The sequence below is a fragment of the Streptomyces sp. MK7 genome, from assembly GCF_032658145.1.
Classification (GTDB): domain Bacteria; phylum Actinomycetota; class Actinomycetes; order Streptomycetales; family Streptomycetaceae; genus Streptomyces; species Streptomyces spiralis.
In genome coordinates, this window is sequence record NZ_JAVACL010000014.1 from 81,156 (window position 1) to 95,762 (window position 14,607).

At 71.6% G+C, this 14,607-nt stretch carries 14 protein-coding genes; 7 read left to right on the plus strand and 7 right to left on the minus strand.

The features are described 5' to 3' along the window. Positions 1-209: 209 nt before the first annotated feature. The 5 genes from R2S09_RS17880 to galU form a co-directional block, all read right to left on the minus strand. Positions 210-830: a GNAT family N-acetyltransferase gene (locus tag R2S09_RS17880; RefSeq protein ID WP_306185804.1), complete on the minus strand. Its 621-nt coding sequence runs from the start codon at positions 828-830 to the stop codon at positions 210-212. A gap of 20 nt (positions 831-850) precedes the next feature. Continuing rightward, on the minus strand, positions 851-1,393 hold the full coding sequence (locus R2S09_RS17885) for a MogA/MoaB family molybdenum cofactor biosynthesis protein (protein WP_316742006.1): 543 nt from the start codon (positions 1,391-1,393) through the stop codon (positions 851-853). Beyond that, entirely contained in the window at positions 1,390-1,818 is a 429-nt protein-coding gene (gene moaC / locus R2S09_RS17890) for a cyclic pyranopterin monophosphate synthase MoaC (RefSeq protein WP_372337662.1), read from the minus strand. Before moaC ends, R2S09_RS17885 begins: the two co-directional genes overlap by 4 nt. 229 nt (positions 1,819-2,047) lie before the next feature. Further along, positions 2,048-3,373 (minus strand): gephyrin-like molybdotransferase Glp, encoded by a 1,326-nt coding sequence (gene glp / locus R2S09_RS17895; protein ID WP_306185798.1) that lies wholly within the window; start codon positions 3,371-3,373, stop codon positions 2,048-2,050. A 4-nt stretch (positions 3,374-3,377) separates the two neighbouring features. Further along, positions 3,378-4,280, minus strand: a complete 903-nt coding sequence (galU, locus tag R2S09_RS17900; protein WP_306185796.1) for a UTP--glucose-1-phosphate uridylyltransferase GalU — start codon at positions 4,278-4,280, stop codon at positions 3,378-3,380. A gap of 200 nt (positions 4,281-4,480) precedes the next feature. Between galU and R2S09_RS17905 the strand changes: the two genes are divergently transcribed. Beyond that, positions 4,481-5,095, plus strand: a complete 615-nt coding sequence (locus R2S09_RS17905) for a 5-formyltetrahydrofolate cyclo-ligase (protein ID WP_316742007.1) — start codon at positions 4,481-4,483, stop codon at positions 5,093-5,095. A gap of 181 nt (positions 5,096-5,276) precedes the next feature. On the opposite strand, the gene R2S09_RS17910 is transcribed toward R2S09_RS17905, so the two are convergent. Beyond that, the gene (locus tag R2S09_RS17910) at positions 5,277-8,126 is read right to left on the minus strand and encodes a penicillin acylase family protein (protein WP_306185792.1); all 2,850 of its coding nucleotides are present in this window, start codon (positions 8,124-8,126) and stop codon (positions 5,277-5,279) included. 375 nt (positions 8,127-8,501) lie between these two features. On the opposite strand from R2S09_RS17910, the gene R2S09_RS17915 reads away from it, so the two are divergent. From R2S09_RS17915 to mscL, 6 genes are all read left to right on the plus strand, one after another. After that, on the plus strand, positions 8,502-10,022 hold the full coding sequence (locus tag R2S09_RS17915) for a potassium/proton antiporter (RefSeq protein WP_306186101.1): 1,521 nt from the start codon (positions 8,502-8,504) through the stop codon (positions 10,020-10,022). Positions 10,023-10,303: 281 nt separating this feature from the next. Further along, positions 10,304-11,602 carry an MFS transporter gene (locus R2S09_RS17920; RefSeq protein ID WP_306185790.1) on the plus strand — a complete coding sequence of 433 codons (1,299 nt, stop codon included), beginning with the start codon at positions 10,304-10,306 and terminating at the stop codon, positions 11,600-11,602. Positions 11,603-11,669: 67 nt separating this feature from the next. Then, positions 11,670-12,005, plus strand: a complete 336-nt coding sequence (locus R2S09_RS17925) for an FmdB family zinc ribbon protein (RefSeq protein ID WP_316742009.1) — start codon at positions 11,670-11,672, stop codon at positions 12,003-12,005. A gap of 79 nt (positions 12,006-12,084) precedes the next feature. Continuing rightward, on the plus strand, positions 12,085-12,918 hold the full coding sequence (locus R2S09_RS17930; protein ID WP_306185786.1) for an S-methyl-5'-thioadenosine phosphorylase: 834 nt from the start codon (positions 12,085-12,087) through the stop codon (positions 12,916-12,918). A gap of 177 nt (positions 12,919-13,095) precedes the next feature. Next, on the plus strand, positions 13,096-13,776 hold the full coding sequence (locus tag R2S09_RS17935; protein ID WP_316742012.1) for an RcpC/CpaB family pilus assembly protein: 681 nt from the start codon (positions 13,096-13,098) through the stop codon (positions 13,774-13,776). Between the two features lie 57 nt (positions 13,777-13,833). Beyond that, complete coding sequence (gene mscL / locus R2S09_RS17940; protein WP_316742013.1) at positions 13,834-14,304, plus strand: large conductance mechanosensitive channel protein MscL; 471 nt, start codon at positions 13,834-13,836, stop codon at positions 14,302-14,304. A 121-nt stretch (positions 14,305-14,425) separates the two neighbouring features. Here the strand turns inward: mscL and R2S09_RS17945 are convergent, their stop codons facing one another. Continuing rightward, positions 14,426-14,596 carry a hypothetical protein gene (locus R2S09_RS17945; protein WP_306185779.1) on the minus strand — a complete coding sequence of 57 codons (171 nt, stop codon included), beginning with the start codon at positions 14,594-14,596 and terminating at the stop codon, positions 14,426-14,428. Positions 14,597-14,607 lie beyond the last annotated feature (11 nt).

Genomic DNA, 14,607 nt, shown 5'->3' on the forward strand with positions numbered 1-14,607 from the left:
GGTAGAGGGGTTGGCGTGAGGCCATCCGCCAATTGGGCCGGTGTGTCGCACGATCTGGCTGATATTTCGAACTTTTTTTGTGACCGATGCGATCAGCGGGCCGTCAAGTCCGTGAATTCAATGCCACCCGCACGGTCACCCGCCGATCATTTTCGAACATTTATTCAATTTCCCGGGAGAGGCTGGACTCACTCCCGGTCATGCCGGTTCTACTCGCTGTTCTGCCGGGCGTTCTGGGGCTTGCGGGGGCGGGTCCGCCGCCAGCGGCTCAGCAGCCCTTCGGGCACCTCTTCCGCGGTGAGCGCGAAGACCAGGTGATCGCGCCAGGCCCCGTCGATGTGCAGATAACGCGGCCTGAGGCCCTCCTCGCGGAATCCGAGTTTCTCCACCACCCGGCGGCTCGGCCCGTTCTCCGGGCGAATGCAGACCTCGATGCGGTGCAGTCCGACGGTGCGGAAACAGTGGTCCACGACGAGCGCCACCGCCGTCGGCACCACCCCGCGCCCGGCCACCGCCTCGTCCACCCAGTAGCCGATGTGGCCCGAGCACATCGAGCCCCAGGTGATTCCGGCGACCGTCAACTGCCCGACCAGCTGCCCCTGATACTCGATGACGAACGGCAGCATCCGCCCCGCGTTCGCCTCGGACCGCAGATGCCGCACCATCTGGCGGTAGGTCGGCCGGTGCGTGATCGGCCCCCTGGACGTGGGCGGCGGAATGGTCGCCTCCCACGGCCTGAGCCAGTCCCGGTTGCGCCGGTTCACCTCGCGCCAGGCCCGCTGGTCGCGCAGCTTTATCGGCCGGAGGACGACATCGCCCTCCGCGAGCACGACGGGCCAGGATGGGCTGTTCAGCTCGCACCCCCACTGCCGGCACCGGGTCTGGGATGGTCGCCGCCGCGCAGCTGGTCGACGGCGTGCGTCAACAGCGGCTCCAGCACGGCCAGTCCGTCCCTCACTCCGCCGGTAGAGCCCGGCAGGTTGACGATCAGCGTCCGCCCGGCCACCCCGGCCAGTCCCCGGGAGAGCGCCGCCGTCGGCACCTTCTCCCGTCCGAACGCCCGGATGGCCTCCGCGATGCCCGGCACCTCGTGGTCGATCACCCGGCGGGTGGCCTCGGGGGTGCGGTCGGTGGGCGAGATGCCCGTACCGCCGGTGGTGACGACGACGTCGTACCCGGCCTCGACGGCGGCGCGCAGCTCGGCCTCCACCGGGTCGCCGTCCGGTACGACCCGCGGACCGTCCACGGCGAAGCCGAAGCGCCTGAGGCCGTCGGCGATCAGCGGGCCGCCCTTGTCCTCGTAGACCCCGGCGGCGGCCCGGTTGGACGCCGTGACCACGACAGCGCGGTACGGCGCGGGCCGCGCGCCCGAGGCCGCTGCGTCCGATGTCATGCCCGGCTCCACTCGCCCGACTTGCCGCCCGTCTTCTCCTCCACCCGCACGTCCGTGATGACCGCCCCCTTGTCGACCGCCTTGACCATGTCGATCACGGTGAGCGCGGCGACCGAGACCGCGGTGAGCGCCTCCATCTCCACGCCCGTGCGGTCCGTCGTCTTCACGGTGGCCGTGATCTCCACGGCGTCGTCCGCGACCGACAGGTCCAGTTTCACACCCGACACCGACAACGGGTGGCACAGCGGGATGAGGTCCGGGGTGCGCTTGGCGCCCATGATCCCGGCGATCCGCGCGGTGGCGAGGGCGTCGCCCTTGGGCACCCCCTCGCCGCGCAGCAGCTCCACCACGCGCGGCGAGACGAGGACACGGCCGCTGGCGCGGGCGGTGCGCGCGGTCACCTCCTTGCCGGACACGTCGACCATGCGGGCGGCGCCCGCGTCGTCGATGTGCGTCAGTCGGTCCTGCGCGACCTCCTGTGCGCGATCCTGCGCTGCGTCCTGCGGGACATCGTGTGCGCGGCTGTGCGCGGAGGGTCCGGGGGTCTCCCCCCGGGAAGGCGTAGTCATGCTCTGTGGCGCTCCCGGTCCGGGCCCGGCGCGGTGCGGCGCGCGGGCCTGCTGTGCGCGACACGGTACCGCCAACCAGCGCCGGTCAGCCGAGGAGGACCACCTCGACCTCGTCGCCGGGCGCCACGGACTCGACGTCCTCGGGCACGACGATGAGGGCGTCGGCCTGTGCGAGGGCGGCGATCAGATGCGAGCCGCTGCCCCCGACCGGGGTCACCTCGCCCTCGGCGTACGTCCCGCGCAGGAACTGCCTGCGGCCCTTCGGGGAGCTCAGCGCCTTCTCGGCCGCGAGCGTCGCCCGGGCCGTGGGCCGGTGGACGTCCTGAAGGCCCATCAGGGTGCGGATGGCGGGCCGGACGAACAGCTCGAAGGACACGTACGACGACACCGGGTTGCCGGGCAGCGCCAGCAGCGGGATGTGCTCGCGGCCGATGGTCCCGAAGCCCTGCGGCTTGCCCGGCTGCATGGCGAGCTTGCGGAACTCCACGCCGCCGCCCGGCACATCCTCGTCGCCGACGTGCGACAGCGCCTCCTTGACCACGTCGTACGCCCCGACGCTCACCCCGCCGGTGGTGACCATCAGGTCGGCGCGGACGAGCTGGTCCTCGATGGTGGACCGCAGGACGTCGGCGTCGTCGGCGACGGCGCCCACCCGGTAGGCGATGGCACCGGCGTCCCGGGCCGCCGCGGTCAGGGCGAAGCTGTTGGAGTCGTAGATCTGGCCCCTGCGCAGCTGCTCGTCGGGCTGGACGAGCTCGCTGCCGGTGGACAGCACCACCACGCGCGGGCGCGGGCGCACCCGGACCGTGCCCCGGCCGATCGCGGCGAGCAGCGCGATCTGCGGGGGTCCGAGGACCGTGCCGGCCTCCAGGGCGAGGTCACCCGCCTTCACGTCGCTGCCCTTGGCGCGCACGTGCGCGCGTGCCTCGCCCGGCCGGTACACGCGCACCTGGCCGGTGGCGCCCTCCGGGGACAGGCTGCGGGCGCGCATCCCGCTGACGGGGCCCTCGCCGAGCCCGCCGTCGGTCCACTCCACGGGCACGACCGTCTCGGCGCCGGGCGGCAGTGGGGCGCCGGTCATGATCCGGGCGGCCTGACCGGGGCCCACGCGGATCGGGTCGGCCGCGCCCGCGGCGACGTCCCCGACGACCTCCAGCGCGGCCGGGAACTCCTCGCTCGCGCCCGAGACGTCCGCGACGCGCACCGCGTACCCGTCCATGGAGCTGTTGTCGAACGGCGGCAGCGACAGCGGCACCATGACGTCCTCGACCAGGACGCAGCCCTGGGCGTCGAGCAGCTGGAGCTCGATGGGGTCCAGGGGGCGGACGGTGGTGAGGACGTCCTCCAGGTGCTCGTCCACCGACCACAGGCGGTCCGGTTCCTCCGTGGTGTGGTGCCCGCCGCTGCTCAACCCGTCACATCTCCTCGGCCACGTACCGCTTCAGCCAGGCCCTGAAGTCGGGGCCCAGGTCCTCACGTTCGCACGCGAGCCGGACAATGGCACGCAGGTAGTCGCCGCGGTCGCCGGTGTCGTAGCGGCGGCCCTTGAAGACGACGCCGTGCACCGGGCCGCCCACACTCTCGTCCTCGGCGAGCTTCTGCAGGGCGTCGGTGAGCTGGATCTCGCCACCGCGGCCCGGCTCCGTCTTGCGGAGTATGCCGAAGATGTGCGGGTCCAGGACGTAACGGCCGATGATGGCGTACTGCGAGGGGGCCTCCGCCGCGCTCGGCTTCTCGACCAGGCCGGTCACCTGGACGACGTCGCTGTCCTGGGTGGCCTCCACGGCCGCGCAGCCGTAGAGGTGGATCTGCTCGGGGGCGACCTCCATGAGGGCGACGACGCTGCCGCCGTACGTCTCCTGCACCTCGATCATCCGCTGCAGCAGCGGGTCGCGCGGGTCGATCAGGTCGTCGCCGAGCAGCACGGCGAACGGCTCGTGCCCGACGTGCGGGGCGGCGCAGAGCACCGCGTGGCCCAGACCCTTGGGGTCGCCCTGGCGGACGTAGTGCATCGTCGCGAGGTCGCTGGACTCCTGGACCTTGGCGAGCCGCTCGGCGTCACCCTTCTTCTCCAGGGCGGATTCCAGCTCGTAGTTGCGGTCGAAGTGGTCCTCGAGGGGGCGCTTGTTGCGGCCCGTCACCATGAGGACGTCGTCGAGGCCCGCGGAGACGGCCTCCTCGACCACGTACTGGATCGCCGGCTTGTCCACGACCGGCAGCATCTCCTTGGGAGTGGCCTTGGTGGCCGGCAGGAAGCGGGTTCCCAGGCCTGCTGCGGGGATGACGGCCTTGCTGATCCGGGGGTGCGACTGACTCATGCCCGCCACCTTATCCGCCGCTCGGACCGCCGCTGCGCGGGCTCCGGGGTTCCGGTCCGTCGACTCGCACATGAACGGCACACGTGCGGCACAGGAACACACGGGACACTGGGACGGGTGCCCCGCGGGGACGTCCCATGGGTGGCCCCGCAAGGATGGGCGTCGCACGCTCAGGACTCGAGAAAGGTGCGGAAGCGGCCTTGGCTGAGATCGGACGGACGACGGAGCCCGCCAAGCGGACGGTGCGGCGGGAGTTCCTCGCGGCGAGGGACGGGCTGACGGAGGACGAGCTGCGCCGGGCGGCGTCGGCGCTGGCCCGGCGCGCGCTGGAGCTCCCCGAGCTGGCGCGGGCGCGCACGGTGGCCGCGTACGTCTCCGTGGGCACCGAGCCGGGCACCCTCGCGCTGCTCGACGCGCTGCGCGCGCGGGGCGTACGTGTCCTGCTTCCCGCCCTGCTGCCCGACAACGACCTGGACTGGGGCGTCTACACCGGGGAGGACTCCCTCGCGCGCGTGCGCCACGGCGGGAGGACGGCGCTGCTGGAACCGGCCGGGGAGCGCCTCGGCCCGGACGCCGTGACGGCCGCCGACGTCGTCCTGCTGCCGGGCCTCGCCGTCGACGCGCGCGGGATGCGGCTGGGGCGCGGCGGCGGCTCCTACGACCGTGTCCTGGCCCGCCTGGAGCAGACGGGCGCACGCGCCGCGCTCGTGGTCCTGCTGTACGACTCCGAGGTCGTCGACCGCGTACCGGAGGAGCCGCACGACCGGCCGGTGCAGGCGGTGGTGACGCCGTCGGGAGCGCGCCGCTTCACCTGAAGCCCGAAGCACCTGAAGCCCAAAGCCCAAAGCCCGGAGTCCGGAGTGCGGAGTGCGGCGTCCGGAGTCCGGAGCTGGATGCCCGGAGTCTGAGCCGTACGGACGGCACCTGTGGTCATACGGACGGCGAAGGCCCTCCACGCGCGCGTGGAGGGCCTTCGTCAGTCGGCGGACCGCCGGGTCACGGCTTGAGCACCAGCGTGTCCCTCGTGCCCTTGTCGACCGCGCCCGCCGAGAACGACCACGGCAGCAGCTCCCCCTTGGCCCACTTGCCCGTCTGGTCGGTGTAGTGGGCGCTGAAGGCGTGCCCGGAGGCGCCGGTGAGGTTGATCCACTTGGACTTGTCGAGGTCGGCGAGGTTGACCACCATCCGCATGGACGGCACCCACACCACGTTGTAGCCGCCGGCGGCGTTCCACCCGGAGGCGTCGACCGCGGCCTCGCCGCCGCTGAGCTTCCAGGGCCCCCGGTTCAGGACGTACTTCAGGAAGCCGGGCCCCTCGGTGCCCAGGGTCTGGTTCTTCAGGAACAGGCGGTGCAGCCGGCCCCAGCTCCAGGTGTCGATGTCCTTGCCGAGCTTGGCGGTCAGCTCCCAGCGGGCGTCGATCATGGCGCGCTCGAACAGCTCGTCGCGGTTGTCGGCCTTGGGCCGGCCGTAGCCCGACGCGGGCGCCTTCCACCAGTCGCTCTTCGGGTCGTTCACGAGGTTGCGGACCACCTCGAACCAGCGGTCGCCGCCGTCCGGCTGCGCCTGGTCGGCGTCCCGCTCGCCGCACTCGCGGACCTTGGTGGTCTCGTCGACCGGGCCGGTGTTGTCGGCCGGCTCCACCCACAGGCACTGGCCCTTGACCCGCAGCTCCTTGGGCAGCTTGTTGCCGAAGGCGAGCTTGAGGACGTTGCGCCAGACCGCGTTGAAGTAGGCGGCCGCCGCCGAGTCCGCGTCCTGGGTGTAGTCCCAGCCCTCCAGGAGCTTCTGCGCCTGGCGGACGTCCTTGTCGCCGATGTCGATCTTCAGCAGCATGGGCACCAGCAGCTTGGCGATCTCGCTGCTGTCGTCCGTCTGCATCTGCCGCATGTCGTCGGTGGAGATCTTGCCGCCACCGTCGATCTTCGACTGGATCAGGTCGGTGATGCGCTGGCTGCGGGTGCCGTAGCCCCAGTCCGTGGTGAGCGTGTACGGGTAGTCGTCCGGGTCGACGACGGCCTGGTTGGCGGTGACGATGTAGCCGCGCTTGGGGTTGTACTCGTAGGGCAGCTCGTCCTGATCGAGGTAGCCGGTCCAGTCGTACCTGGAGTCCCAGCCCGGCGCGGGGACGGAGCCGTCGTCGTTCTTCGCGCGCGTGGGGATCCGGCCGGGCAGCGTGTAGCCGATGTTGTTCTCGGTGTCGGCGTAGATCAGGTTCTGCGAGGGCACGTCGAACAGGGCCGCCGCCGAGCGGAAGCCGTCGAAGTCCTTGGCGCGGTCGATGGCGAAGACGGCGTCCATGGTGGTGCCCGGCTGAAGCGCGGTCCACTTCAGGGCCACGGCGTAACCGTCGCCGCGGTCCGGTGCGGCCGTGTTGACCTGGGCCTTCTTGCCGACCTTGACCAGCTCGTCGTCGCGGTCGGACAGCAGTGGCATGCCGTCCTCGGTCTGGCGGACGACGATCTTCTTGGAGGCGCCGCCGGCGACCTTGATGGTCTCCTCACGGCTCCGGAAGGGCACCGTCTTGTCGTCGCGCAGGTAGCCGTCGCCGCTGAGCTTCTCCAGGTACAGGTCGGTGACGTCGACACCGGAGTTGGTCATGCCCCAGGCGATGTTCTGGTTGTGGCCGATGATCACGCCGGGCATGCCCGCGAAGGTGTAGCCGGTGACGTCGTACGGGCACGCGGCGGACACCGAGCGGCAGTGCAGGCCCATTTGGTACCAGACGCCCGGCAGCGAGGGCGACAGGTGCGGGTCGTTGGCGAGCAGCGGCTTGCCGGTGATGGTGTACTTCCCGGACACCACCCAGGAATTGGAGCCGATGCCGTTGCCGTTCACTCCGACGGCGGTCGGCAGGTTCTGCATGACGTTGCGCAGGCCCATGAGCTGGCTCTGCACGCCGGAGGTGCCGGAGGCGGAGGATCCGCCCGTCCCGGCCTGGGTGCCGCCCGCGGAGCCGGTGGTGCCGGCCGTCGTCCCGGTGGTGCCGGTGGTGCCCGTCGAGGTGCCGGTGGTGCCGGTCGTCGTCCCGGTGGTGCCGCTCGTGCTGCCGCCGCCGCTCGCCTCGAACGCCTTGGCGAGCTCGTTGTACTGGCCCTGCGTGACGATCGGCTTGTTCCGGCTGTAGGGGTAGTCCGGGTAGAGGTCCTTGATCTGCTTGGGGCCGAGGCGGCTGGTCATCAGGGCGCGGTCGATCTCGTCCTGCATGTTGCCGCGCAGGTCCCAGGCCATCGCCTTCAGCCAGGAGACCGAGTCGACCGGGGTCCACTTCCCCGGCTTGTAGTCGTTGGTGAAGCCCAGGGCCGCGTACTCCAGCGAGATGTCCTTGGCGTTCCGGCCCTCGAGGTAGGCGTTGACGCCCTGGGAGTACGCCTGGAGGTACTTCTTGGTGGAGGCCGACAGCTTCTTGTCGTACTCCTCCTTGGCGACCCGGTCCCAGCCCAGGGTGCGCAGGAACGCGTCGTTGTCTACCTGGCTCTTGCCGAACATCTCCGACAGGCGCCCGGAGGTCATGTGCCGGCGCACGTCCATCTCGTAGAACCGGTCCTGGGCCTGGACGTAGCCCTGCGCCATGAACAGGTCCTCGGCCGAGGAGGCGTAGATCTGCGGGATGCCGTAGCCGTCCCGCTTGACGTCGACCGGGCCGGACAGGCCCTGGAGCGTGATCGAGCCCTTGGTCTGCGGGAAGGAGGCGCGGACGGTGCTGATGGACCAGTAGGCCCCATAGGCGATGCCGCCGATGATGGCCAGCACCAGGACGAGCACGACGAGTCGGGCTTTTCGCCCCTTCTTCCTGCCGGACTTGCCGGGCTTGTCACCCGTTGAGGCGGTGGTGTTGGGGGGCATCGCTGTCCTTGCTGTCCTAACGCGAGCGGCAGGCGGTACTGGAGTGCTGGAGCAACCATAGGCGCAGGGGCCGGTACCACTTGACGCGGAGTCGGGTCCGAGCACGGACGAGCGTTCGATCTCGGCCCTTCAAGCGTCAAGAAAGCGTCAAGAGTTAGGTAAGGTAATGAAGTAATCGGGCTCGGAACGCCGGAACACCGGGGTGCCGGCGCGCCGGAAAGCCGGAGCGCTGGAGCGCTGGAGCGCTGGAGCGCTGGAAGGCCGGAGTAACGGAAGGCCGGAGTAGCGGAGTACCGGGAGACCGGAGTACCGGCGTAAACCGGGAGGCCGAGAGGACCCGATCGGAGAACTCGGAACGCGGGGAAGGAAGCGCCACTGACTGTTCACCACCTCAACCAGCTCCTGCTCGCCTGCTCCCTCGTCCTGCTCGTCGCCGTGGCAGCGGTACGGATCTCCTCGCGCAGCGGGCTCCCCAGCCTGCTCGTGTACCTGGGGATCGGCATCGGCATGGGCGCGGACGGCATCGGCCACATCCGCTTCGACAACGCCCAGCTGACCCAGATCATCGGCTACGCGGCCCTCGTCGTGATCCTCGCCGAGGGCGGACTCGGCACGAAGTGGAAGGAGATCAGACCGGTCCTGCCGTCCGCCTGCGTGCTCGCGCTGCTCGGGGTCGCGACGAGCGTCGCCGTCACGGCCGCCGGAGCGCACTACCTGGTCGGTCTGGAGTGGCGCCCAGCGCTGATCATCGGTGCGGTGGTGTCCTCCACGGACGCGGCGGCCGTCTTCTCGGTCCTGCGGCGCATCCCCCTTCCCGCGCGCGTGAAGGGCACGCTCGAGGCCGAGTCCGGCTTCAACGACGCGCCCGTGGTCATCCTGGTCGTCGCCTTCTCCACCACCGGGCCGGTCGACCACTGGTTCACCCTGGTGGGTGAGATAGCCCTGGAGCTGGCCATCGGCGCGGCCGTCGGCCTCGCGGTGGGCTGGCTCGGCTCCTCGGCCCTCAAGCACGTCGCCCTGCCCGCCTCCGGCCTGTACCCGATCGCCGTGATGGCGATCGCGGTCACGGCCTACGCCGCCGGGGCCCTGGCGCACGGCAGCGGCTTCCTCGCCGTCTACCTGGCGGCGATGCTGCTCGGCAACGCCAAGCTGCCGCACTGGCCGGCCACGCGCGGCTTCGCCGAAGGGCTCGGCTGGATCGCCCAGATCGGCATGTTCGTGCTGCTCGGCCTGCTGGTCACCCCGCACGAACTGGGCGACGACATCGTGCCCGCCCTGCTCATCGGCCTGGTGCTGACCATGGTCGCGCGACCACTGAGCGTCGTGGTCAGCCTGCTGCCGTTCCGCGTGCCGTGGCCGGAGCAGGCCCTGATGTCCTGGGCCGGGCTGCGCGGCGCCGTGCCCATCATCCTGGCGACCATCCCCATGGTGAACGGCGTCGACAGCACCCACCGCATCTTCAATATCGTCTTCGTCCTGGTCGTCGTCTACACCCTCGTCCAGGGGCCGACCCTGCCCTGGCTGGCCGGCAGGCTGCGCCTCGGCGAACCCCAGGAAGCCGCCGACCTCGGCATCGAGTCGGCGCCCCTGGAACGGCTGCGCGGCCATCTGCTCTCCGTCGCCATCCCGGAAGGGTCGCGGATGCACGGCGTGGAGATCAACGAGCTGCGGCTGCCCGCCGGGTCGGCGGTCACCCTGGTGGTCCGCGACGGAAAATCGTTTGTTCCGCTGCCCACCACGGTCCTGCGGCGCGGCGACGAACTCCTCGTCGTCGCCACCGACCCCGTCCGCGAGGCCGCGGAACGCCGCCTGCGCGCGGTCGGCCGCGGTGGCAAGCTGGCGGACTGGCTGGGCGCCGACGGCCCCGGGCAGAGCCGTCACGGCCGCGGTCGGTGAGGGAACGTCTCCTGTATGTGACCGCCCGCCGAGCGCTCCGGAACCCAGGCGAACACCGGTCATGGTGCTCACTTTCACAGGGGCACAAGCCCAACACGCCTGTACGATGAAGGCGCACCTTGATCGAACCAACTCTGCCTGACGCAGAGCTGGCGCGACCGTATGGCGGCCGGGCCACCCCCGAAGCGGGCGCCGGCATCTACCGCAGTCCGCGCAAGAGGACAGCTCTCGGCGCGCCCGCACAAGGGGCCGCGCTACCAGGCGGCAGAAAGGCACGGGCCGTGGGATCCGCGGTCACCACCACCGACCCCGCGACGACCTCGCCGGCACGCTCCCGCCCCGGATACGGGCAACTGCTGCGCACCCGCGGCGCCTGGACGTTCCTGCTCCCCGGCTTCGCGGCCCGCCAGCCGTTCGCGATGCTGACCATCTCCATCGTGCTGCTCGTGCAGCACGCCACCGGCTCCTACGGCTCGGCGGGCGCCACCGCGGCCGTCACCGGCGTCTCCATGGCGCTGTTCGCGCCGTACAGCGGGCGCCTCGCCGACCGCTACGGACAGCGCGCCGTCCTGCTTCCCGGCGTCCTGGTGCACGCCCTGGCCGGGCTGACGCTCACGGGCCTCGCCCTGGCGCACGCGCCGCTGTGGGCACTGTTCGCGGCGGCCGTGCCGACCGGCGCCTCGGTGCCGCAGATCGGGCCCATGGTGCGCGCCCGCTGGGGCGTGACGCTGAAGGACTCGCCGCTGATGACCACCGCGGCGGCCTTCGAGTCGGTCACCGACGAGCTCACCTTCGTCCTCGGCCCGCTGCTGGCCACCGCGCTGTGCACGGCCGTCGCCCCGGCGGCGGGCCTGCTCACCGAGGCCGCGCTGACTCTGGTCGGCGGTCTGCTGTTCGCCGCGCAGAAGCGCACCCAGCCGCCCGTGGACGCCGACGACGGGCACGCGCGCGTGGAGCACGCCTCCGCACTGCGCGTCCCCGGTGTGCGCGTGCTGGTCGTGGCCTTCCTCGGCATCGGCACGGTCTTCGGCGGCATGCAGGTCTCGCTGGCCGCGTTCACCGAGTCGGTCGGCGAGCCCGGCCTCAACGGTGTGCTGTACGGGACGTTCGCCGCGGGCAACATGCTCTCCGGCATCGTCTGCGGCGCTCTCGCCTGGAAGACCGCCCCGCGACACCGCCTGGTCGTCGGCTACACGGCCCTGGCGGTGGCCGCGTCCGCGCTGTGGACCGCCCACTCGGTGCTCCTGCTGGCCGCGCTCGGCCTCCTGGTGGGCATGTGCATCGCGCCCGCCCTGATCACCGGCTACACCCTGGTGGAGGGCCTGGTCCCGGCCGGCGCCCGCACCGAGGCGTTCACCTGGCTCACCGGCGCGGTCGCCCTCGGCCAGGCGGCCGCCGTCACCGTCGCCGGGCAGCTGGAGGACCGCCTGTGGGCCGGCGCCGGATTCCTGGTCCCGGCGAGCGGCACGGTGCTCGCCCTGGTGACCCTCGTGACCCTGCGGTCGCGGCTCGCCACCCCGGTCCACAGCCGCACCGTGGCACGTGGTGTCGGTCACCGCGCCCCCGCCACAGTGGACTGATCCCACGGAATACGTCACTATGGACCGTCGTTAGCACTCATCGAGTGAGAGTGCCAGGAGGAAGACAGTGCCCACCTACCAGTACCAGTGCACCGAGTGCGGCGAGGGCCTCGAGGCGGTGCAGAAGTTCACCGACGACGCGCTCACCGAGTGCCCCAACTGCGGTGGCCGCCTGAAGAAGGTGTTCTCCGCGGTCGGCATTGTCTTCAAGGGCTCCGGCTTCTACCGCAACGACAGCCGCGGCTCCTCGTCGAGCAGCAGTCCGGCGTCGTCGAAGTCGTCGAGCGGCTCCGGCGCCTCGTCGTCCGGGTCGTCCGGCTCCGGCTCCGGCTCATCGCCCTCTTCGTCTTCGTCGTCCTCGTCGTCTTCCTCGACGGGCTCGGCGAGCAGCTCCGCCGCCTGACCCCACCGATTCACCGGACCCTGCCGTCATCGGACGGGCGGGGTCCTCGGCCTTCACGCCGACGGCTAGTGTGCTGCTCATGGCGAACGCAGAGATCGGTGTCATCGGCGGGTCCGGCTTCTACTCGTTCCTGGACGACGTGACCGAAGTCCAGGTGAACACTCCGTACGGAGCACCCAGCGACTCCCTCTTCCTCGGCGAGATCGCCGGCCGGCGGGTGGCCTTCCTGCCCCGGCACGGCCGCGGCCACCACCTTCCGCCGCACCGCATCAACTACCGGGCCAACCTGTGGGCGCTGCGCTCGGTGGGCGTGCGCCAGGTCCTCGGCCCCTGCGCGGTGGGCGGCCTGCGGCCCGAGTACGGGCCGGGCACGCTGCTCGTGCCGGACCAGTTCGTCGACCGTACGAAGTCACGGGAGCAGACCTATTTCGACGGGCTTCCGCTGGCCGACGGCTCACTGCCGAACGTGGTGCACGTCTCCCTGGCCGACCCTTACTGCCCCACCGGCCGTGCGGCCGCGCTGAAGGCGGCGCGCGGCCGGGACTGGGACGCGGTCGACGGCGGCACGCTGGTCGTGGTGGAGGGGCCGCGCTTCTCCACCCGCGCCGAGTCGCTGTGGCACCAGGCGCAGGGCTGGTCGGTGGTGGGCATGACCGGCCATCCCGAGGCGGCGCTCGCCCGGGAGCTGGAGCTCTGCTACACCTCGCTGACGCTGGTCACCGACCTCGACGCGGGCGCCGAGACCGGCGAGGGCGTCTCCCACGAGGAGGTGCTGCGGGTGTTCGCCGCCAACGTGGAACGGCTGCGGAGCGTGCTGTTCGACACGGTGGCCACGCTGCCCGCCACCGGGGAACGGGACTGCGCGTGCGCCACCTCTCTGGGCGGGATGGACCCAGGGTTCGCGCTGCCGTAGGGGAGCCTGCCGGCCTCCCTCGGGTACGGAAACGTGCCGGAGCGCCACGTTCGGGTGGCGAGGTTGTCCACAACCCGTGAGTAGCGCACGGGCTCCGGCGGGCTGCGGCGCGATGCCTCATCGTGGGCGTCGCAAGCCGTTTCCCGCCGATCCCGCACCGCAGGTGGTGGTCTCCTCATGTCCGTTCCGTCGCCGGCCTCCTCGCCGTCCTCGCCGTCCTCGCCGTCCTGGTCGCGCCAGCCGTCCGAGTCACTCCGGTCGCTCGGAGCACTGGGGGCGCTCCAGTCGTTCTCGTTCGCGTCCTCCGCCCGCACTTCTCCGTTCCCGCCGGGTACGGAGGTACCGGCCACGTGCGAGGTGCCGTCTTTCGCACCGGTGCGCGTGCGGGGCGGGCGGTGCGGGCTGCGCCGGCTCGTGCGGCACCGGCGGCGGGCCATGGCCGCCGGGCTGGCCGTCACGGCGGCCGCGCTGGTGGCCGCGGGTCCGCGGGTCGCGTCGGATCCTTCGCGCGGCGGGCCGGCCCGCGGGCATCCGGTGCGCGCGGACTCGGGGCGGACGGTGACCGTGCCCGTGCGCCTCGCCGACGCGGCCACGGTCCGGCTGCTGCGGCCCGGTGACCGGGTGGACGTGATCGCCGCGGAGGACCCGGCGGTGGGCGGCCGGGCCCGGGTGGTGGCGCGTGGGGCGCGGGTGGCGAGGGTGCCGGATCCCGTGACGGACGGCGCGGCGGCAGGCGGGAGCGAAAGCGGCGGCGGGGCTGACAGCGGGGCGCTTGTCGCGCTCTCGGTACCGCGTTCGGCCGCGGCGCGCCTGGCCGGGGCGGGTGCGACGGCCCGATTGGCGGTGAGCCTGTGGTGACCCGTAGGTTGCTGAACTGTTTGTTCTACAACCAGCATGTCCGAGGAGGGCCCCCAGGTGAGCGTGAAGAAGTACCCGAGCGTCTGGGAGGGCTTCAAGGCCTTCCTGATGCGCGGGAACGTCGTCGATCTGGCTGTCGCGGTGGTCGTCGGCGCCGCCTTCACCAACATCGTCAACGCGGTGGTGAAGGGCGTGATCAATCCGGTGGTCGGGGCGATCGGCACCCAGAACCTCGACCACTACAGCTCGTGCCTGAGCACGACGTGCAAGGGCGACCAGGGCATCCAGATCATGTGGGGCTCGGTCCTCGGCGCCACGCTGCAGTTCCTGATCACCGCGGCGGTGGTCTACTTCCTGATGGTGCTGCCCATGGCGAAGTTCCTGGCCCGGCAGGATGCGCGGAAGAAGGCCCGGGAGGGCACGCACGAGGTCATCGAGGTGACCGAGCTTCAGGTGCTCAAGGAGATCCGCGACGAGCTGGTCGCCCAGCGCGGCGGCGGCGTCCAGGCCGAGTACGAGCGGCGCTAGGGGGTGTGATCGCGGCCGGACGGGCCGGCCGCTCGCGGACCGGGCCGTTCCGCCGCTGCCAGAGGCTGGTGCGACGGCGTGAGAGGCTCGTCCGCCGGTGCCGGAGGCCGGTCCGCCGGTGTCAGAGGTGGTGGGGCGGCTTCTCGTCGAGGAAGCGCCGGAGGTCCCCGGCGGCGTCGCCGTCCGTGCGCTCGCTCCATCCCCGGTCGGTGTCGTCCGTGGACTGCTGGTTCAGCGGATCGTCGAAGATCAGCGCGTTCTTCGGGTCGCGCGGCTCGGAGGCGGTGCTCATGCCTCCAGGGT